General features: G+C 56.8%; 18 protein-coding genes. 6 read left to right on the plus strand and 12 right to left on the minus strand.

Annotation, left to right across the window (positions count from 1 at the left end; all coding sequences use genetic code 11):
- Nucleotides 1–48: 48 nt before the first annotated feature.
- From BC777_RS03720 to dusB, 7 genes are all read right to left on the minus strand, one after another.
- Complete coding sequence (locus tag BC777_RS03720) at nt 49–1,569, minus strand: TrkH family potassium uptake protein (RefSeq protein ID WP_100366797.1); 1,521 nt, start codon at nt 1,567–1,569, stop codon at nt 49–51.
- Complete coding sequence (trkA, locus tag BC777_RS03725) at nt 1,569–2,945, minus strand: Trk system potassium transporter TrkA (protein ID WP_100366798.1); 1,377 nt, start codon at nt 2,943–2,945, stop codon at nt 1,569–1,571. The genes BC777_RS03720 and trkA overlap by 1 nt, the downstream gene beginning before the upstream one ends.
- Nucleotides 2,942–4,345 carry a nitrogen assimilation response regulator NtrX gene (gene ntrX / locus BC777_RS03730; protein WP_100366799.1) on the minus strand — a complete coding sequence of 468 codons (1,404 nt, stop codon included), beginning with the start codon at nt 4,343–4,345 and terminating at the stop codon, nt 2,942–2,944. The genes trkA and ntrX overlap by 4 nt, the downstream gene beginning before the upstream one ends.
- 9 nt (nt 4,346–4,354) lie before the next feature.
- Nucleotides 4,355–6,577 carry a sensor histidine kinase gene (locus BC777_RS03735; RefSeq protein ID WP_100367985.1) on the minus strand — a complete coding sequence of 741 codons (2,223 nt, stop codon included), beginning with the start codon at nt 6,575–6,577 and terminating at the stop codon, nt 4,355–4,357.
- Between the two features lie 130 nt (nt 6,578–6,707).
- Nucleotides 6,708–8,081 (minus strand): response regulator, encoded by a 1,374-nt coding sequence (locus BC777_RS03740; protein WP_168769068.1) that lies wholly within the window; start codon nt 8,079–8,081, stop codon nt 6,708–6,710.
- Nucleotides 8,081–9,157, minus strand: coding sequence for a two-component system sensor histidine kinase NtrB (locus tag BC777_RS03745; protein WP_100366801.1), 1,077 nt, complete (start codon nt 9,155–9,157; stop codon nt 8,081–8,083). Before BC777_RS03745 ends, BC777_RS03740 begins: the two co-directional genes overlap by 1 nt.
- On the minus strand, nt 9,154–10,155 hold the full coding sequence (gene dusB, locus BC777_RS03750) for a tRNA dihydrouridine synthase DusB (protein ID WP_100367986.1): 1,002 nt from the start codon (nt 10,153–10,155) through the stop codon (nt 9,154–9,156). Before dusB ends, BC777_RS03745 begins: the two co-directional genes overlap by 4 nt.
- A 185-nt stretch (nt 10,156–10,340) precedes the next feature.
- Between dusB and BC777_RS03755 the strand changes: the two genes are divergently transcribed.
- Genes BC777_RS03755 through BC777_RS03765 form a run of 3 tightly spaced genes read left to right on the plus strand, consistent with a single transcriptional unit; the run spans nt 10,341 to nt 12,426 of the window.
- On the plus strand, nt 10,341–11,474 hold the full coding sequence (locus BC777_RS03755; protein ID WP_100367987.1) for a bifunctional 2-C-methyl-D-erythritol 4-phosphate cytidylyltransferase/2-C-methyl-D-erythritol 2,4-cyclodiphosphate synthase: 1,134 nt from the start codon (nt 10,341–10,343) through the stop codon (nt 11,472–11,474).
- A complete protein-coding gene (locus tag BC777_RS03760) occupies nt 11,471–11,959 on the plus strand; it encodes a phosphatidylglycerophosphatase A family protein (protein WP_100366802.1) in 489 nt (162 codons plus the stop codon). Before BC777_RS03755 ends, BC777_RS03760 begins: the two co-directional genes overlap by 4 nt.
- Nucleotides 11,956–12,426 (plus strand): CinA family protein, encoded by a 471-nt coding sequence (locus BC777_RS03765; RefSeq protein ID WP_100366803.1) that lies wholly within the window; start codon nt 11,956–11,958, stop codon nt 12,424–12,426. The genes BC777_RS03760 and BC777_RS03765 overlap by 4 nt, the downstream gene beginning before the upstream one ends.
- 78 nt (nt 12,427–12,504) lie before the next feature.
- On the opposite strand, the gene BC777_RS03770 is transcribed toward BC777_RS03765, so the two are convergent.
- Nucleotides 12,505–12,948, minus strand: a complete 444-nt coding sequence (locus BC777_RS03770; protein ID WP_100366804.1) for a type II toxin-antitoxin system RatA family toxin — start codon at nt 12,946–12,948, stop codon at nt 12,505–12,507.
- Nucleotides 12,949–13,033: 85 nt separating this feature from the next.
- On the opposite strand from BC777_RS03770, the gene hpt reads away from it, so the two are divergent.
- The gene (gene hpt / locus BC777_RS03775; protein ID WP_100366805.1) at nt 13,034–13,579 is read left to right on the plus strand and encodes a hypoxanthine phosphoribosyltransferase; all 546 of its coding nucleotides are present in this window, start codon (nt 13,034–13,036) and stop codon (nt 13,577–13,579) included.
- Between the two features lie 152 nt (nt 13,580–13,731).
- Here hpt and BC777_RS03780 read toward each other — a convergent pair whose 3' ends face one another.
- Complete coding sequence (locus tag BC777_RS03780) at nt 13,732–14,958, minus strand: MFS transporter (protein WP_100366806.1); 1,227 nt, start codon at nt 14,956–14,958, stop codon at nt 13,732–13,734.
- Nucleotides 14,959–15,049: 91 nt separating this feature from the next.
- Here BC777_RS03780 and BC777_RS03785 point away from each other — a divergent pair, with 91 nt between their 5' ends.
- Entirely contained in the window at nt 15,050–15,919 is an 870-nt protein-coding gene (locus BC777_RS03785) for a LysR substrate-binding domain-containing protein (RefSeq protein ID WP_100366807.1), read from the plus strand.
- Between the two features lie 184 nt (nt 15,920–16,103).
- Here the strand turns inward: BC777_RS03785 and lipA are convergent, their stop codons facing one another.
- Nucleotides 16,104–17,063 carry a lipoyl synthase gene (lipA, locus tag BC777_RS03790; RefSeq protein ID WP_100366808.1) on the minus strand — a complete coding sequence of 320 codons (960 nt, stop codon included), beginning with the start codon at nt 17,061–17,063 and terminating at the stop codon, nt 16,104–16,106.
- A 107-nt stretch (nt 17,064–17,170) separates the two neighbouring features.
- Nucleotides 17,171–18,292, minus strand: a complete 1,122-nt coding sequence (locus BC777_RS03795) for a DUF6456 domain-containing protein (RefSeq protein WP_100366809.1) — start codon at nt 18,290–18,292, stop codon at nt 17,171–17,173.
- A 248-nt stretch (nt 18,293–18,540) separates the two neighbouring features.
- Here BC777_RS03795 and BC777_RS03800 point away from each other — a divergent pair, with 248 nt between their 5' ends.
- The gene (locus BC777_RS03800; protein WP_100366810.1) at nt 18,541–18,837 is read left to right on the plus strand and encodes a DUF6477 family protein; all 297 of its coding nucleotides are present in this window, start codon (nt 18,541–18,543) and stop codon (nt 18,835–18,837) included.
- A gap of 25 nt (nt 18,838–18,862) precedes the next feature.
- Here BC777_RS03800 and BC777_RS03805 read toward each other — a convergent pair whose 3' ends face one another.
- Nucleotides 18,863–20,419, minus strand: a complete 1,557-nt coding sequence (locus tag BC777_RS03805; RefSeq protein WP_100366811.1) for a trimethylamine methyltransferase family protein — start codon at nt 20,417–20,419, stop codon at nt 18,863–18,865.
- Nucleotides 20,420–20,422 lie beyond the last annotated feature (3 nt).

Here is a 20,422-nt window from a genome sequence, read left to right on the forward strand (position 1 = left end):
CGGGTTTAAGGGACTTTCCACCCCCAAAATACAATTCAAATGAAGCGCTTAGCGCTGCCAGATTTCAGGATTGAAGAGCGCGATAATCGCCAATGCCTCCAACCGGCCCAGCACCATTGCAAAAGCTAAAATCACCTTGGCCGCGTCAGGGATACCTGAATAAGCGATCGGCGTTTCCGCGGCGACAGAGGCCAGCGGCCCGGTCGTAGACAGAGCGGCAACAGATAACACCATGGCGGTTTCAAATTGCACCCCCGTCAGTGACAGCATCAGCATCACGGCGGCGATGCTGAGCGCGAAAAGCATGAAGAATATCCACGATATATATGCGCCCTTCTTGCGAATCCGTCGCGCATCTTTGCCGCCGCCCCCGATGGATGATGGATGCAGCAAACGTTCTTGCTCACGTTCCCCATGCCGGTAAAGCGCATAAATCCGCAGTAGTTTGACCCCGCCTGCGGTGGTCGCCACACCGCCCCCGATCAGCGCCATGCCGATCAGGAAAAGCCCCGGCGTGCTGAGCCCAGACCAGTCTGTTGCCCCATCCCAATAGTGGGACTCGAACCCTGTGGTTGTCAAAAAAGAGGTGACTGTAAACAAAGCCCCCCAAAGGGCAGACGCCACCTCTTGCGCGTTTGCGGTTTCTGCCTGATCTACAGCCCCGATGAAATGCCGCAGAAACAGCAGCGATGTCACTGTACCGATCAGGATCAACGCGGTGATAAATTCCGGGTCACGCCGCAAGCCTTGATCGCGCTCTCCGATCAAACCACTGCTGAAGGTCAGCCGCGATAGCGCGAAGATAAAAAAGCAAAAGATCAGTAATTCGCCCCAAAACCGCGAGGCCGCAAAATAAAGCCCACCAATCGCGGAGATCCCAGATGTCGAAAGTGTCGACATCGCGTGCATCAGTGCGATGTAGGGAAACTCTCCTGCGATCACCAAACCAATCCACAAAGCGCCGGTCAAAGCGATATAGATCGGTGCCAGCGTCAGCGTATAGCGCAGCAACCGCTCGGACGGATCGGCGATTTGCGCAATCTGCGAAAATGTACCCGTTGCCCCCTTGCCTGCATTTCCGGCGGCGCGCACCTCAAACCCGCCAAGGTTCATCGGTGCAAAAATGGATACAGCCGTGATCCACACCAACAGCCCGCCCATCCAGCCGACCAGCCCTCGCCAAAGGTGCTGTGATGGCGTCAACCGACCCGCCGTGTCATAGACCGTGGCCCCGGTTGTGGTGAAGCTTGATACCATTTCAAACCACGCATGCAGAAAGCTGGTGTTGCTCACCGCCACATAAAACGGGATTGCGAACATGATGGGCAAAGCACTAAAGGCTGCCAGCAGTCCGATCAATTGGCTTCTCGCCACACTGCGTGGTGCATATCCAGCTGTTGCTAAGCCGATTGTCAAAGTCAGAACGGAAAATAAGATAAACCCATAGAAAAACACCCGCATGGTGTTGAAATCTTCCAGCACCACAGCATGCCCCGCAGGCAGCAGCATCGCAATCGCACCCAGACCCATCAGGATCACGAAGAATGGCAGGCGAACGATCCAACCCATCAGAAGAAGTCTATCGAAACCTGCAACAGGCGTTCCACTTCGGGTACATCGTCCGACATCGCAAAGATGGTGATGACATTGCCTTCCTCAATCCGCGTCTCACCGGTAGGGCGCACGATTTTGCCCTGCTGCAAGACTGCGCCAATCAGCGTGCCTTCGGGGAAATCGATATCCTTCACTTTCTGGCCTGCGATGGGTGATGTGCTAAGCACTTGTGCTTCGATCACTTCTGCCTCTGCGTCACCGATGGAATAAACGCCGCGCACCCGCCCGTGCCGGATATGGCGCAGGATCGAACTGACGGTCGTGGCGCGCGGGTTGATATAAGCATCAATATTCAGCGGTGCCATCAACGGGATGAGCGTTGGATCATTCACCAGGGAAATCGCCATCGGACAGCCCATTTCCTTGGCGCGCACTGCCGCGAGCAGGTTCGTTTTATCATCATCCGTGACCGCCAATACCGCATCAGCGGTCGTGATATTTGCCTCTTCCAAAAGCGCGCTATCAAGCCCATCACCGTTTAACACAATCGTCCGGTCCAGCGCATCTGCCGCGCGCTCTGCACATTCACGGCGGTTTTCGATCATTTTCACGCGCACGCGCTCAGTCCGTGCCTCCAGCGCCTGTGCGACCCCAAGACCCACATTACCGCCACCGATAATCACGATACGTTCCTGTTTTGACTGGGTTTTGCCAAAAATTTCAAGCGTGCGTGTCATATCCTCGGTATCGGTAAAGACGTAGATTTCGTCGTCGGGGAAAACCTGATCACCAGCCGAAGGGACAAACAAAGCACCGTCCCGGCGAATGCCAACGACAACCGCACGCAATGTTGAAAAAAGATCCGTCAATTGCCGCAGCGGCGTATTGATCACAGGGCAATCCTGATCAATTGTGATACCCAAAAGCTGCGCACGCCCCTCCAGAAAGCTTTCGGTATCAAAGGCCGCAGGGGCCGCCAATCGCTGCAAAGCTGCCTCTGCCACTTCGCGTTCGGGCGAGATTACCACGTCAATCGGCAGGTGGTTGCGGCGGTAAAGATCGGCATAGGACGGATCAAGGTAATTTTGCGCGCGCAATCGCGCAATCTTGCGTTGGACCGAAAACACCGAATGGGCCACCTGACAGGTGACCATGTTGACCTCATCCGAATAGGTCGCCGCGATCACCATATCAGCATCGGACGCGCCTGCACGGTCCAGTACATCAGGATAGCTTGCGTTGCCCGCGATCCCCTGCACATCCAGGGTATCTGTCGCGCGCCGCACCAGTTCGGGGTTGTTGTCAACAACTGTGACATCGTTATTTTCGCCCGACAAATGGCGGGCAATCTGCCAGCCAACCTGCCCTGCGCCGCAGATGATCACTTTCATGCGTCGTCGCTTTCAACATATGCCACGCGGCCACCAGCCTTGTTTGTGGTCACAACCCCCAAGGACTTTAGCTTGCGGTGCAAGGCCGACCGTTCCATGCCCACGAAAGCAGCTGTCCGGCTGATATTGCCACCAAAACGGTTAATCTGGGTCAGCAGATACTCGCGTTCAAACAATTCGCGCGCCTCACGCAAGGGCAGCGTGGCCAACCCACCAGCCAGTACGATACGGCCTTCCTCACCGCCGCCCTCATCACTATTGGGGAGTTCCTTAGCCCTGATATCACCTGTATTTTCCCCAAGAATAAGAACACGTTCCACGACATTTTTCAACTGACGCACATTCCCCGGCCAAAGCATGGTTTGCAGCAACGCGCGCGCATCTTCAGCCAGTTTGCGCAGCGGCAAACCCTGAGCTTTGTTGCAGGTCTCGATGAAATGTTCGGCCAATAGTGGTATATCCTCGCGCCGTTCTTCCAGTGACGGCACGGCAATCGGCACGACGTTCAGGCGATGATAGAGCTCTTCACGGAACGTTCCCATTTCAATCGCCGTCGGTAAATCGCGGTTCGTGCTGGAAATAACGCGCAGATCGACTTGCACCTTGTCGTTGCCCCCCACACGTTGAAACCGCTGTTCGACCAAGACTCGCAGGATTTTTGATTGGGTTCCCAGCGGCATATCTGCAATCTCGTCAAAGTAGACAACACCGCCGTTCGCCTCTTCCAGCAAGCCCTGATCGATGCCGCGTCCACCGTCTTCACGACCGAAAAGCACTTCTTCCATGCGTTCAGGCTCAATCGAGGCAGAGTTGACGACCACAAAAGGCGCAGAGGCCCGGTTAGAATTGGCATGAATATAGCGCGCCGCGATTTCCTTGCCGGCGCCTGCAGGGCCTGTCAGCATCACCCGCCCATTGGATTTTGTCACCTTGTCCAGCTGTGACTTCAATGTGCGAAAGGCGGCACTGTCGCCTATCATCTCGGCTGTGTGACCTTCACCGCGCTTCAATTCAACGTTTTCGCGACGCAGCCGCGAGGTTTCCATCGCGCGCCGGATGACAACCAGCAACTGATCGATGTTAAAGGGCTTTTCGATGAAATCGTAAGCCCCCTGTTTGATGGCCGCGACAGCAATTTCAATATTGCCGTGGCCTGAAATGATGACAATCGGCACATCAGGGTGATCGCGCTTGACGGATTTGAGGATATCAATCCCGTCCATATTGCTGTCTTTCAACCAGATATCGAGGATCATCAGCGCAGGCTGCTCTGCCGCGATCTGGGCCATGCATTCATCAGATGTGCCCGCAAGCCGTGTCGTATACCCCTCATCAATCAGAATTTCTGAGATAAGTTCGCGAATGTCGCGTTCATCGTCCGTAATCAGAATATCGCCCATGGGTTTACCTCATGCTGGAATTTTAGGTGCCCGCGCAGATTGCGCAGCAGCGGGTAGTTGAATAATGGCGCAGGCCCCCGCGTGGTCATGGCCTGCGAAAGGATCGGCATCGGTCAGGGTCAGTGTGCCGCCGTGCTCCTCAATGATCTTCTTGACGATGGGCAGGCCAAGGCCTGTCCCTTCGCCGCGTGTCGTGACGTAGGGTTCAAACAAACGGGCGCGGTCCTGTGGCAGGCCGATCCCGTTGTCCGAGATTTTGATCGTGACGTTGCGCGCGTCGTAGGACATGCGCAACTGGATTTCCGGGCGATACGCTTCGGGCGTATGGCGTTGAATATAGGTTTGGGTCGCCTCGCCTGCGTTTTTCAGCAGATTGGTCAAGGCCTGCCCAATCATCGTGTCGTCCATATCCACCAGCACCGCCTCTTCGGGGATGCTCGCCGCGAAATGCACGTCCGGTTGCCCGGCAATCTGCAATGAGAGCGCGTCATGGACCAGTTGCGTCATGTCGTTGAGGTGCAGCTCAGGCTCCGGCATGCGCGCAAACTTCGAAAATTCATCGACAATGCGCCGCAGGTCATTGGTTTGCCGCACGATCACATCGGTCATCTGTTCCAGCTTGTCGGCATCATGGCCGACCTGTTTTTGAAACTTGCGGTTGATGCGTTCAGCGGACAGTTGGATCGGCGTCAGCGGGTTTTTGATCTCATGCGCGATGCGACGTGCCACATCACCCCAGGCCGCCATCCGCTGTGCGCTGACCAGATCGGTGACATCATCAAAGGCCACAACATAGCCTTCCAGCGTACCGTCCAGATTGCGACGCTGGGCCATGCGCACAAGCAGGCTTTCCTGTTGGCCTTTGCGGATCAGGTTGATCTGCTCTTGCACGTTTTCAACATCGGTTTCGCAAACCTGCGTAAACAGATCAGCGAATTCCGGGATCGCGACCGAGATTGCACTTTCCTCCGGATGATCCTCGACCGAAAGCAGGCGTCGCGCCGATGGGTTCACAAAGGTCACACGGCCAAAGGCATCGAGGCCCACAACACCCGACGTGACCGAGGTCAGCACAGAATCGAACAAGCGCCCCCGCTGTTCTGTACGTTGGTTGGTTTCGATCAACTGGTCACGCTGCCCCTTCAGGCGGCTGGTCATCTGGTTAAAGTAATGGCCCAGCTGCGAAATCTCATCTTCGCCATCATCCTCAATCACACGCACGTCCAGATCGCCCGAACCCACCATCTGCGACGCAGACACGAGGCGACCCACAGGACGGGACAGCCGCTCTGCAAACCAAAGCCCGCCCCAAATCGCCCCAAGGATCAAAATAACCGCAAAGCCCAGATAAAGCAGACCAAACTGGAACAACAGCTGGCCGCGTTCGTTCTGCAATTCCTCATATTGCGCTACGGTTTCGGTGGTATCGTCCAGCAAGGACAGGACGTTGCCATCCACCGGACGGGTGACATAAAGATAACGATCCCGAAACGCACTTAGTGGGATCAGGGCGCGGAATTCGTTGTTGGCAAAGTCCTGAATGATCGCCAGCCCGGTTTCATCAGCACGGGTGAAATCCTGTGCCGACGGGCGCTCATACCCAAACTCATAAGACCGCGCACCGCGCGCTGTGATCGTGCCAAGCCCGTCAATCACGAAAGCCTCGCTCAATCCCCGTTCGACCTGCGCCTGCACGTCACCCAAGGCGCGCCTGACCTCACCATCATCCATAAACAGGTTCGCGCGGCGTTCCCGGTTCAGATAGGCCGCCAATCCGCGGCCGTCGCGGGTAAGTTCCTGTCGGTGCTCTTCTTCATAGGCTTGCGCGGTGGTCAATGACGTCCGCAGAACATTGCCCACGGGTTCCGAAAACAGCCCATCCAAGGCAATGGAAATCAGCGTAATGGAAAACACGGCAACCAAAACAATGGGGACCAGCGCCGACAGCGCAAAAACACCGGTCAGTCGCAGACTCAACTGTGAACCCGCTGATCTGGCGCGCCGTGCAGACACCATCCGCGCCACCTGCCGCATCACGAGTGCCGCAACCACCAGTACATAGATGAAGTTTAACAACAGGATTAAACGCAGCGCGGTAGAGGCTGCACCACGGTCCAGTGGACCCACAACGATGTAGGTCAGAAAGGCCAGAACCGGTGCAGCAACGACCAACCCCAATGTGAACGCAGACCGCACGTGCCGCTGGCGGAACCAGCGGCTTAGTCGCGTCATATTCAAGCCCAGAAGGGTACGCCCCACGCGCAAAGCCCTGTTATTGAGGTGAGGTTGCCCTCACGGTACCGCCAATTGCTGTGGTCTTTGCGCTACGCTGACGTAGCCATGCCACGGTTCTGTTGCGGTTTTACATCAACTTGCGGCGCCGTGTCACGCGGATATCGAGGTCTGTGATCTTCTTGCGCAGTGTATTGCGGTTTATCCCAAGTAAATCAGCACATTTCGCCTGATTTCCACCGGTCGCATCCAGTGCAATCTCGATCAAAGGGGCCTCAACCTCTTTGAGGATTCGGTTATAAAGTCCAGGCGGCGGCAAAACGCCCCCGTGCAGATCAAAATAACGGCGCAGGTGTTTGCCCACGCTTGCGCTCAGCTTGTCGCCCTCGCCGCCAGATCGCAGCGGTTCAATGGCAGGCTGGTTGCCCAGCACCATCTCAACCTCGGCACGGGTAATTTCCTCTTCTGCAGCCGTAAACACCAATCGTCGCACCGCGTTTTCCAACTGCCGCACGTTGCCCGGCCAACTATAGGCGCGCACCAGATCGAGGGCGGAATCGCCAAAACGGCGCAGCGGCGCGCCATCGCGCTCGGCGCGGGCCAAGAAATGCTCTGCCAACAGCGGAATATCATCAACCCGCTCGCGCAGAGACGGCACATCGACCGTGACACCACCCAGACGATAAAACAGGTCTTCGCGGAAATGCCCGTCCTCCATCCGTGCCATCAGGTCGGACTGTGAGGTCGACATGATCCGCGGCGCATTGTCACCCAGACTATCCAACATCCGCACGATGCGGCCTTGCGCCTGTTCTGATAGGTCACTGACCTCATCAAACAGGATCGAGCCACCTTTGGCGCGGCTCAGCACTGTCGATGGCCCATCCATCCCTTCCAGATCACCGGCCGAAACGACCACGAACGGCAGGCTCCGCCTGTCAGAAAAATCATGTACGGCGCGTGCGATCAACGACTTGCCGGTCCCGCTTTCGCCAGTGATCAACACAGGCAGTTGCGTGTTCATCACCCGCGCGACAAGACGGTAAAGGTTCTGCATGACGGGTGTCCGCCCGACGAGAGGCAGATCACCACCCTGCTCTGTTGCGGTCACGTCCGGGGCACGGGTCACAGGCGCGCGGCGCTTGACCTCTAAGGCGCGGGCGGCACGTTTCATCAGATCGGGCAGATCGAAAGGCTTGGGCAGATAGTCATAGGCGTCGGCCTCTGCCGCCTGAATGGCGGTCATGATGGTGTTCTGGGCCGAAATGACGATCACAGGCATGCCAGGGCGTGCCTCGGCGATCTTGGGCAGTTGGTCCAACCCGTTCCCATCCGGCATCACAACATCCGAGATCACCAGATCACCTTTGCCTTCGTCCACCCACCGCATCAGGGTCACGATGGAAGAGGTCGCGTGTACCTTGCAACCCGCGCGGGTCAACGCCTGGGTCAACACGGTGCGAATTGTGCGGTCGTCGTCGGCAACAAGTACTGTCCCGTCCATCAGTCTTCTCCTGTTTCATAGTCTTTGGGCACCACCGGCAGCGATATCCGAAATACGGTGCGCCCCGGCACGCTATCCACGGATATCCATCCGCCAGCATCGCCAATCAGCTTGGACACCAAGGCAAGGCCAAGCCCGGTGCCATTTTCCTTGCCCGATACGAAGGGTTCAAAAATATCGTCCGCAATCTCGCGCGGCAGACCTGGGCCATCATCAATGATTTCCACCTGCAGCGGCAGGCGCGCTTGTGTTCCGTCCGACCGGTGCACGCGCAGCGCGGTATCATAGAACGTGCGAAGCCGGATCGAACCGGCCTCGCCCCCCGCTTCGGATGCATTCTTGAGAAGGTTGAGAAACACCTGCAAAAGCTGATCCCCATCAGCCAGCGTTGACGGCAAGGATGGATCATATTCCTCAATAAATAGCATATGCGCACCAAACCCGACAGCGGCCGATTGGCGGGCGCGGTCCAGCACGTCGTGGATGTTCACGGGCTTCAGGACCGGTTTGCGCAGATTGCCGAACTGCTCCACCTGTTCAAGCAGCTTCACAATGCGACGGCTTTCTTCGACAATCAGATCGGTCATTTCCTGATCTTCCGGGGTCAACCCCATAGACAAAAGCTGTGCAGCCCCTGTGATACCCGCTAATGGGTTTTTAATTTCATGGGCCAGCATTTCCGCCATGCCGATCGCCGATTTTGCGGCCTTGCCGGACGAATGGTTTTGATTGATCCGGCTCGCAATCTCGCGCGGGCTGATCATCACGATCATCGTGTCATCTGTCCCCTGTAGAGGCGCAAACTGCAAATTGCACAACATCGGTGCGCGTTCGCCGCTACCAACGTCCACGTCGTTCACGAACAGCGAGGTCCGGTTTTTGCGCGCACGCGCAAAGGGCGCCTCAAGTGGCGCATCAATCATCACTTTTTCCCAAAGCTTTTCGCCCACCAATGCCTTGGTAGACATGTTTAAAAAGCTTTCGGCGGCAGGATTGCTCATCGTGATGACGTCATCGCCATCAAGCATCAGCGAAGGCACCGGCAAGGATGACCAAAGGGCTTGTCCCAAAATCATGCGGCCACCTGCATATCGAGTGCATCAGGAATATCCCGCAGCACATCTGCCGGATTGCCGTGGGTCAGTATGGCCTTGCGCAAGCCCGCTGCGGTGCCGACATCATCCATATACCAGCCCAAGTGTTTGCGGGCGACTTTGCGACCCAGTTCTGCGCCATAAAAAGACAACATCGCCTCGTAATGTTTGCATACCATTTCAATCAGATCATGACCCTGCGGGATGTGCGGCACTGCTGTACCATGCAAAGCCGCAGACACCTGCGCCAACACCCAAGGTCGCCCCTGCGCACCGCGTCCAATCATGACGCCATCCGCGCCTGAAAGGCGCAAAGCATGGCGGGCTGTCCCGGCATCGACGATATCACCATTCGCAATGACGGGGATCGACACCACCTCTTTGATCTTGCCGATAGCTGCCCAATCCGCAGTGCCTTTGTAAAACTGACAACGCGTGCGTCCGTGGATCGTGACCAGCTTGATGCCCGCATTCTCGGCCCGTTTCGCCACATCAGCAGCATTAAGACTTTCATCATCCCACCCCAGCCGTGTCTTGAGGGTGACCGGCACATCGACAGCCTTCACAACCGCCTCGATCAAGCTCAACGCGTGATCCGGCTTGCGCAACAAGGCAGAGCCAGAATAACCGTTCGTCACCTTCTTGGCCGGGCAGCCCATGTTGATATCGATGATCGCAGCACCATTGCCCGCCGCCATGCGTGCGGCCTCCGCCATCCAATAAGCTTCCCGCCCCGCGATCTGCACCGCAGTACCTTCTTCATCGTAACCGAGTTCAGCACGTTCGCGCACGCCGGGTTTGGCTTGCACCATTTCCTGACTGGCCACCATTTCGCTCACCACCCAGCCAGCACCAAAAGAGGCCACCAACTGGCGAAACGGCAAATCCGTGATCCCTGCGAGCGGCGCAAGGGCAACGGGCGGCGTCAAAGCCACGGTGTCAAGAACCAGAGATTCGGTCAGTGCCAAAGGAATAATCATTCGCTTATCTGTTGCGCGTTGCGCATGTTTTACCGCCATCTCTTTGTTCTCTCAACGAAACTCCATGCAATAACTCCCAACAAAATAGCAATTGCCTAATAATTGTGCATATCGCATCAAAAACTGCCGAATTGCGTTGCGGTGACAGGCACCCTAAACCTGAGACAAGCAATGACGGAATGCAGATGGCAACAGCGGCAATCATCGTCGCCGCCGGGCGCGGCACACGCGCAGGTGGTGATACCCCCAAACAATGGCAAAACCTGTGTGGCAGGCCCGTTGCCGCCTATGCAATGGGGCAGTTTGCCCAGCACCCGGCCATTGCACAGGTCGTCTTGGTTTTGCACCCTGATGACGTCGATAGCGATGTCTGGCCGCGCGAACCTGCGGTCACAATCGCTATCGGTGGCGCGACCCGTGCTGCATCTGTGATGGCAGGTCTTACCGCGGTAAACGACGACATCGACAAAGTGTTGATCCATGATGCGGCCCGTCCTTTGCTGACCGATGCAGTGATTGACCGCGTGTTGACCGCATTGAATGACAGTGACGGTGCGGCACCTGCTGTCCCCGTCACTGATACGCTGTGGTACGGCACAGACGGTGCTGTGCAAGGGGTGCAAGATCGTGACAAGCTTTACCGTGCCCAAACCCCACAGGGGTTTCTCCTCGCTCCGCTTCTCGCGGCACATGCTGGCAGTACCGGGCGGGAAACCGACGATGTCGCCTTGGCACGCGCGGGGGGGATGGACGTTGCCATCGTGGCGGGCGATGAAGACAACATCAAAATCACCACGCCCGCTGATTTCGCGCGGGTCGCCAAACTGATGAGGCAGGACATGGATATTCGCGCAGGCAACGGCTATGACGTGCACCGCTTTGGACCGGGCGATCATGTCTGGCTCTGCGGTGTACAAATCCCCCATACGCGCAGCTTGCAGGGGCATTCAGATGCCGATGTGGGCATGCATGCGGTTACGGATGCGATCTATGGTGCATTGGGCAAAGGCGACATCGGGCAGCACTTTCCCCCGTCCGACCCACAGTGGAAAGGGGCCGCGAGCCATATTTTCCTCGAACATGCAGTGGCGTTGGCCAAGGCGGACGGCTACGCCCTCGGCAACGTAGATTGCACGCTGGTGTGCGAATTCCCCAAGATCGGCCCACATCAAGACGCGATGAAGGCCGTGATGGCGGCCTATATGGGGTTGGACAGTGACCGGATCAGCGTCAAGGCAACCACATCGGAAAGGTTGGGCTTCACTGGGCGCGAGGAAGGCATCGCCTCTCTCGCCACGGTGACGTTGATCAAGTCATGAGCCACCTGATCGCCACCTTCTTTTATGTCGGCCACATGCGCCCTGCCCCCGGCACATGGGGCTCGTTCGCGGCCCTGCCCGCAGGTTGGCTCATATATACGCTCACCGGCCCTTGGGGCCTCTTCGCGGGGGTTGTGCTGTCCTACGTCCTGGGCGTCTGGGCCACCGCGGTCGAGACAAAAGGCAAAGACAATCACGACCCATCCGAGATTGTGATTGATGAGGTCTGCGGCCAGTGGATCGCCTTGCTGCCGCTTGCCTTTGGTGCTGCGCGGCAAGATGTGGATATTCTGGCACTTTGGCCCGGCTGGATCGCAGCCTTTGCATTATTTCGTCTGTTTGACATCACCAAATGGGGGCCAGTGGGCTGGGCTGACAGAATGCACGGCCCCCAGGGCGTGATGCTGGATGATGTGATCGCCGGGTTTTTTGCAGCCATCGGGGTGGGCGCACTCGCCGCCCTTTACCATATCGTGTTGATATGACCCCAGCTGACTTGCTTAATAACGCGAAAGCAAAGGGCGTGATGCTGGCCACCGCAGAAAGCTGTACCGGCGGCATGTTGAGCGCGGCAATCACGGATATCCCCGGCAGTTCTGCCGTTTTTGACAGAGCCTTTGTGACCTATACCAATGCCGCGAAAATGCAGATGCTGGATGTCGAGCAAGCCACATTGGACGCCTATGGCGCGGTGTCAGAAGAGGTTGCCGCACAAATGGCCGCGGGTGCATTGCGTCACTCCGATGCCGATATTGCGGTGGCAATCACAGGGATTGCGGGACCGGGCGGATCACAGCACAAACCCGAAGGCCGCGTTTGCTTTGGAGTAGCGCGCGAAGCCGACATCAGCACTGAAACGATCGAATTCGGTGCCTTGGGTCGGGACGGCGTGCGCAGGGCGGCCCGTGATCATGGTCTGGCTCTCTTTGCGCGGGCGCTCGGTGTATTCTGATAACCGCCCCTGCCCTTCATCTTGGCCGAAAAACTCCCGCCGGACGCTTCGACGCGTGATTATTAACGAGACGTCAGCTTACCCGTAAAGCTCTGTCGCGCGCCGTTCAAACGAACGCACCACGCGCTGCATGGCTTCATTAAAGAACATCCCTGCCGCACCTTGCAACAAACGGCTCTTAAACTCAAAATCGACATCGAAAGAGACCTCGCAGCCACCCGCCACATCTTTGAAACGCCACTGGCTTTCCAGATGGCGGATCGGACCATCAAGGTATTCAGTATCAATCTTCATCGCATCAGGCCAAAGGGTCACGCGACTGCCAAATTTCTCACGAAACACCTTGAACGAAATCACCAGATCGGCCAGCATTTCGCGATGATCACCTTTGTCAGTGATGCTGCGGACGCGCGCAGCGGCGGTCCATGGCAAAAACTTTGGGTAGTTATCAACATCCGCGACAAGATCGTACATCTGCTGCGCTGTGTAGGGCAGAAACTTGGTTTCAGAATGACTTGGCATGCGGTGTCTTTCGCGGGTGACTTCGGCTGAGGATGTCTTAGACTTAGGCACGAAAATCAACCCATTTCCCCACACCGGAGCCCCTATGCCGCACCCCAATTACGCGATTGACGAAATGATCAGTGCCAAATCCATCGCCGCACGGATCGAGGAACTGGCCCGCGAAATCCGAACCGAGTTTGCAGATACCGACAAACTGGTGGTCGTCGGCCTCTTGCGCGGGTCCTTCGTGTTCATCGCCGATCTGGTGCGTGAGCTGGATCTGGCCGTTGAGGTCGATTTTCTTGAGGCGTCGTCTTACGGTGATGGCATGGAAAGCACCCGCGAGGTCCGTATCCTCAAGGACCTGCGCGGGCAGATTGAAGGGCGCGATGTGCTGATTGTCGAAGATATTGTGGATACCGGGCACACATTGGCCCATGTCACCAAGTTTCTTGGTTCCCGCAAACCTGCGCGAATGAAAACCATTGCGCTGCTTGATAAACCAGCGCGGCGCGAGGTTGATTTTAAAGCAAGCTACATTGGTTTCGAAATCCCCGATGAATTTGTCGTGGGCTATGGCATCGACTTTGCCCAACGCAACCGCAACCTGCCATTCATCGGCAAGGTACGGTTTATTGACGAGTCATGAACCCATATTGCCGAACGTCACAATGCTTTGACATCTCCATCACTGACTGCGCTGAGTTCAAGGCAAATCGCGAAGCGGTCGTTCTTGCAGAGCGCAGCATCGGTCAAAGAGGCCTCAGCCCTGTCATTTGCTGCGCTCTGCAAGAACGACCGCTATGCAACTGCCCTGCTTGTTGGCTGAATTTTAAGGAAAAGCGCCAGCACGCCTGCACCCACAGCAAGCCATACCGAGCCGGTCCAGACAAGATCGTATGTTTGTGTCGCGGTAAACAGATAGCCGCCGGCGAATGCGCCCATCGCCCCGCCAATCGCGTGTCCGGCGGATATTAGACCCATTGCGAGGCCCATCATCTTGATACCGACATGGCTGGCCACCAAGCTGGCTGTGACGGGCACGGTAGAATAATCGACTGCCCCAAACAGAACTGCGAACAAGAACAACATTTCGATGGATGTGCCAGGAAGGCTGCCAAGCAGAATAAATGTTAAAGCCCGCAGCATATAGATTGAAGCCAGAAGCACTGGACGATTGACGCGATCAGTCAGCCAGCCCGCAGCAATCATGCCGATCAGGTTCACCAGTGACAGTAAACCGTAGGCGGTCGCACTTGGGATCGGGGGAAACCCACAGAAGGCAGCAAACGGGAGCAAATGCGTTTCGATCACGCCGGTTGTGGTAAACCCGCAGATCAGAAAGCTCCAAAACAGTAGGTGGAATGCTGGTTGTCGGACGATCATCACAAAGTCTTGCCTCATGGAGGAGGGTACATCGCTGACCCCAGTTTCCTCCTCTGCCGGTTCATCTGCCCTCATGCTCATGCGGATACAGGGGATGAGTGCGAGGCTGGCGAGAGACAAGGCACCAAAACTCCATCGCCAGCTTGCAAAAGCCAGCAACGCAGCAATCAGTGGGACAATCAGGAACTGCCCTCCCGTTGCGCCAGACGTGCCGATACCGGTTGCCAGACCTTGGTTTTCAGAAAAACTTCGGGTGACGGCAGTGGCCACCACATGTGTGGCGACGATGCCAAAACCAACTGCGCTGAAACCGGCAAAGCCGATGACAAACATCAGCTTGCTATTCATTAACGCGACGATGGCGCAGCCGATCCCGAGTAGTCCCATGCCAAGGTTGAGCGTGAACTGCGATCCGCGTCTGTCCACGAGCCGCCCCGCGAAGGGCGCGACAATGGCCATGACAACCAGAGCAGCGGCGCCCACACTTGAAATGTAACTGCTGGTCCAGCCAAACTCCGTTTGCCAGACAGGCATGATGAGCCCAAGGGCGGCACGGCTGGAAAAGGCGAGTGACAGTGCCAAAAAACCAAAAACAACAACGGTCCAGTTTTGGCGTGACGGATGGGTGTGTGTATCTGACATAACGCGTCTACTTGATATGCAGATGCCATCAAGTCCGCGCTTTGACGAACGATATGCTGGTCACCTCACTTTAGCTGTACTAAAGTCAAATATGGCTATTCGTATTCAAGACCTCTATACTTTTCATGTTGTTGCCCGAACCGGCGCGATGCAGGATGCCGCGCAAGAACTGGGGGTTACGCCTGGTGCCATAAGCCAGCGTATCCGGGCGGTCGAAGAGCGTCACGGTTCGCGTCTGTTTGATCGCAGCAAACACGGGATTACGCTAACGGCAGCGGGGCTTGCACTTCAATCTGATATAGGGTCTGCATTCTCCAAGATTGAAGCTGCACATGAAGAGCATTTCTCAACCCATCGTGACTCCGTGCGGATAAGCGCATCGGCAACCTTCGCCCATTCCAGGCTTGTGTCCAGTGTGGGGCGGTTCGCACAGAACTACCCCAGGATCAGGATTTCGGTCGAAACTGACGACCGGTTGGTCGATTTCAAATCTGAACCAATTGATCTCGCAATCCGCCATGGTCTTGGCAGGTATCCCGGCCTTCGTTCTGAATGGCTTTGCGCGCCCGAGCTTATCTTGGTCGCAAGCCCAGCGTTGTTGGAAAAGCATGGGCCACTAACAGCACCTGCAGATTGTTTACACTTCCGTCTTTTGCCGGATTCGACCGGAAAGGACTGGTCGATCTGGTTTGAAGCACAGGACGTCAACGCCTCAGACGCACAATATGGCCCGCAATATGGAAATGACTTTCTAACCGTCAAAGCAGCGACCGAAAGCCAAGGTTTGGCTTTGCTCAATGACATATACGTCAAGGACGGTTTGGCTTCAGGCGAGTTGGTACGCGCTTTGGAGACCGTGTGGCCAACCACGTTTGCCTACTACGCCGTGGCCCTTCCGGAAACATTCGAAAAGCCATCTATTCGGACTTTCGTGACTTGGTTGAAAGACGACATGAGCTAATCTGACCGCTACGGAAGCAGACCTTGGCGCAACTGCAGCGAAATCACACTTTGTCCCGCATTTAAGCCGCCGCGCTGGATAGCTGGTCTGCGTTGGTAGCGCATCATACGGCCCACTTGTGGCGTTCGGAAATTTCGCGCTAAAGATTCGCGGCGCTCGCCTCATCTCACCTGAAACCTATGCCTCAGGCCGTCCCCAACTTGGCTTGCCGCGCAGCGCGCAGCTGCGCGAAATCTTCGCCTGCGTGATAGGATGACCGGGTCAGTGGCGTAGCGGACACCATCAGGAAGCCTTTGTTATAGGCGGCTTTTTCGTAGGTCGCGAATTCTTCTGGTGTCACAAAGCGATCGACCTTGTGATGCTTCGGCGTCGGCTGCAGATACTGACCAATCGTGAGGAAATCGATGTCGGCAGCACGCATGTCTTCCATTACCTGCGTCACCGCCTGCTTGTCTTCGCCCAAACCAACCATGATGCCGGATTTGGTGAACATCGTTGGATCAAGTTCCTTGACCCGCTGCAACAGGCGTAGCGAATGGAAGTAACGCGCGCCGGGCCGCACTTCCGGGTAGAGTCCCGGCACCGTTTCAAGGTTGTGATTGAACACATCAGGGCGCGCCGCGACGACGACCTCCAGCACAGCCGGATCACAGCGAATAAAGTCCGGTGTTAAAATCTCTATTGTGGTATCAGGTGACTGGCGGCGGACGGCACGGATAGTCTGGGCAAAATGTTCCGCCCCGCCGTCTTCCACATCATCACGATCCACTGACGTAATAACGACGTGTTTCAGCCCCAGTTTCTTGACCGCATCAGCCACGCGGCCCGGCTCAAACACGTCCAAAGCCTCGGGCGGTTTGCCGGTGGCGATGTTGCAGAACGTACAGGCCCGCGTGCAGACCTCTCCCATGATCATCATGGTTGCGTGGCCCTGGCTCCAGCATTCACCGACATTGGGGCAGCCCGCCTCCTCGCAGACCGTGACCAGCTTGTTTTCGCGCATGATGTCGCGGGTCTTCTTATACCCTTCTGACACGGGCGCCTTTACCCTGATCCAATCCGGCTTTTTGGGCTGCGGAGCATCAGGCCGCCGCTGCTTTTCAGGGTGGCGCTGTGCTGGAATTTTCAGATCGCGTGTGGGCATATCAGGCTCCGGTCTTGTTAGAGGATACCTAGCCCCGGCAAACCGAAAAGTCCAATGTTCACAGTGCCGCGCATGACGGCACTGCGCCCGGTGCATGACCTGGCTTGCTACCCGATCATCGGACCATAGCGCCCCTGCGTTTCCTCATAATGGCGTTTGAGGCGTTGGAGTGCTATGCGCAGCACGATCTTACCCGAACGCGCCGACCATCCCATTTTCTTTTCAGTCTGCTCCAACCCTTCCAGAAAACAGCAGCAGTACAACACCACATCCCCCAAGCCTGGTCCAAGCTCGGCCAATGCATCTTTGATCCGACCATATGCTGCGACGGCCTCTTTGGGTCCTTCGGTCATTTCGGCGGGCGTTCCACCATTCATAAAACTTTCCCAGCTTTCCCTGCCGGCCATGCCGACCTCGACCAGTTCGTAGTCCTCGCGCAGACGTTCGCCCACAGCAACCAGGTCACGGGGCAGGAAAGGTTTACCGTCACGGTCCTTGCGGCGCGACAATCCCACCAATGGGCTTTCATTCGGGTAACCACGATAGGTCGGCCGTGTGACACCTTCGATTGCAGCAATATCCCAGCCCGCATCCCCCTGCGGATCACTGGATTTTTCGGCGAACCCGCTGGCCCGATTTTCATCTTCCGCGGTCAAACGCCGCAAGGCGGCCCGGCCCGTATTGGTAACAAAATAACGTGCTATGCGCCCCTCGGGTTCAGGGCAAGTGATCCAGTCTTTCAGGGCCATCGCCTGTGCAATCTCGCGGTCCACAACGGCTGTGCGCACCTGCTCCCCTTCCGGTGTAACGCGCACCACAACGGCGGTTTCCATTTCACGCGCCACAGCCAAAACCGCGCCCTGTTCGCACAGGCGGCGCAAAATGCGCTTGGCTTCCTGGTCTATACGCAGCTGTGACAAGCCGACAGGCTGGTGCGGATCACTCTTCAAACACTCCATTTTCATTGTCTTCTCTTTCCCCTCTTTCAAAATATCGCGGGCGGACACCTGCGCTGAAAGCGCGCGCAAGGCCGAATCGATCAATGGATCATCACGCCGCCCTTCAAACCGGCGCACCTGCCGCAGCACTGTTGACGGGTGACAGTCGCTGGCCCGCGCAAGCGCACGGATCGAAAGACCCGTCTGTGTGTGAACAAGATAGTGGCGGGCTGCATCCGGAACCCAACGTGGTAAATAGGGCGAGGCAGTCTGCCCCTCTGCTGCTGTCATGGTTACGTATCCTTTTGTCGAAATGTCCGACGCAACAGACGAACCGCCCCATCCAAAGATGTCGGGCACATTCCACCTGTGCGTGCATAGCCACATTTCTGTTAACGGCGTAAATTGCTCGTCAACCATTCTTTCCAAAAGATAAACAAACCTAACCGATGCGTTCTCATCTCATGGCGATTACGCAACACCCGTTTAGGTTGTGTAATATTGAATGTACTGCCACATATGTAATGGACAATTGACACATGCTTGATCTCTACACCCGGATTGCCACGCTGACCCGCCCTGTGCTGCTTGCACGCGCTGCTAGATTTGGGGTCGATGACTATCGCCGCTCCGTCCATTTACGTCGGATATTGCAGAGCGACACCCTGCCCCGCCATGGCGCGGCACTGGTGCAACTGCTTGATATTGAAGCCAGGATGAATGAACTGCGGGTCGATGATGCCGCTGATTATCGCCCTGCACATCATGTCGAGGTTCTGATCGCAATATTGGGCGAAGCGCAGCTGATGCGCGCCACCGCCCTACGATTGGTCTAGGGCCTGTGGGCATTCCCCACGGGCCCTAGCCGAACGCATCCGGCATGCTGGCTTTTTTCTCTGCAACATAGGCACGCAACCGTGCCTCGATCTCTGGGTCCAGCGCTGGCTGTTGGTAAGTGTCCAGCAGCTTGGCCACCCGCGCCGTTGCCAGCGTCTGGGTGTCGCGTGCGCCTTCTTCATCCCATGTCTCAAACGGCTTGTAGTCAAACAAATCGGAACGCCAGAACGCTGTCTTAAAGTTTGCCTGCGTATGTTCGCATCCAAGGTAGTGCCCGCCCGGCCCCACCTCTTCAATTGCACCCATTGCTTGCCCGTTCTCAGACATATCCACGCCTTGCGCGAAGTGATGCAGGGTGCCCAGCATATCGGCGTCCATGACGAACTTCTCAAACGAGGCGACAAGCCCGCCTTCAAGCCAACCACAGCTGTGCAGCATGAAGTTGACGCCTGCCAGCAGTCCCATGTTCAAGGAGTTCGCCGTTTCATAGGCTGCCTGTGCGTCCGGCAATTTCGATCCGCAGAACGATCCTGCGGAACGGTACGGCAACCCCAAACGGCGGGCCAATTGCCCTGCCCCGTAGGTGATATGGCTGGCCTCTGGCGTCCCGAATGTCGGCGCACCGGAATTCATGTCTATCGAGGTCACAAAGGTCCCCATCACCACCGGCGCACCTGGACGGACGATCTGGCTATAGGCCACACCGGCCAGTACTTCGGCCAACACCTGCGTCAGTGTACCCGCCACCGACACCGGCGCCATCGCACCACCCACAATAAACGGGCTGATAATCGAGGCTTGGTTATTCTTTGCAAAGACCTCTAACGCGCCCATCATTACGCTATCAAAGGTCAACGGCGAGTTGATGTTGATCAAAGAGGTCATCACCGTGTGATCCTGCACGAACTCTTTGCCAAACAGGATCTCGCACATCTCAAGGCTGTCCTGCGCGCGGCTGGGTTCTGTCACAGACCCCATAAATGGTTTGTCACTATAGACCATATGGGCCAGCAACATATCAAGGTGACGCTTGTTGACGGCCACATCCGTAGGCTCACAAACTGTGCCGCCGGAGTGGTGCAGCCATTTCGACATATAGCCCAGCTTCACGAATTTCTCGAAATCATCCATCGTTGCGTAGCGGCGGCCACCTTCGGCATCGCGCACAAAGGGCGGGCCATAGACGGGGGCAAGCACAAGGTTCTTGCCGCCTACAACCACATTACGTTCAGGGTTGCGGGCATGCTGGGTGTATTCGGACGGCGCAGTCGCACACAGCTTGCGGGCCAGACCGCGCGGGATGCGCACACGCTCACCATCCACCTGCGCTCCAGCAGATTTCCAGCGCTCCAGCGCCGCGGGGTTATCAACAAAGTTCACACCGATTTCGGCCAGCACCATCTCGGCATTCGCCTCAATCGTGTCGAGCGCCCCTTCGGTCAGGACCTCATAATTGGGGATGTTCCGCTCAATATACTTCGCAGTCTCGACGCTGACAGCAGTTCGCTCAGCCCTACGCGCGGCACCACCACCCCCGCGCCCTCTGCGCCCTGCTCTGACTGGTGCTGCTGCGTCCGACATGGC

Origin of the sequence: Yoonia maricola, from assembly GCF_002797915.1 — a bacterium.
In the GTDB taxonomy this organism is placed as follows: Bacteria; Pseudomonadota; Alphaproteobacteria; order Rhodobacterales; family Rhodobacteraceae; genus Yoonia; species Yoonia maricola.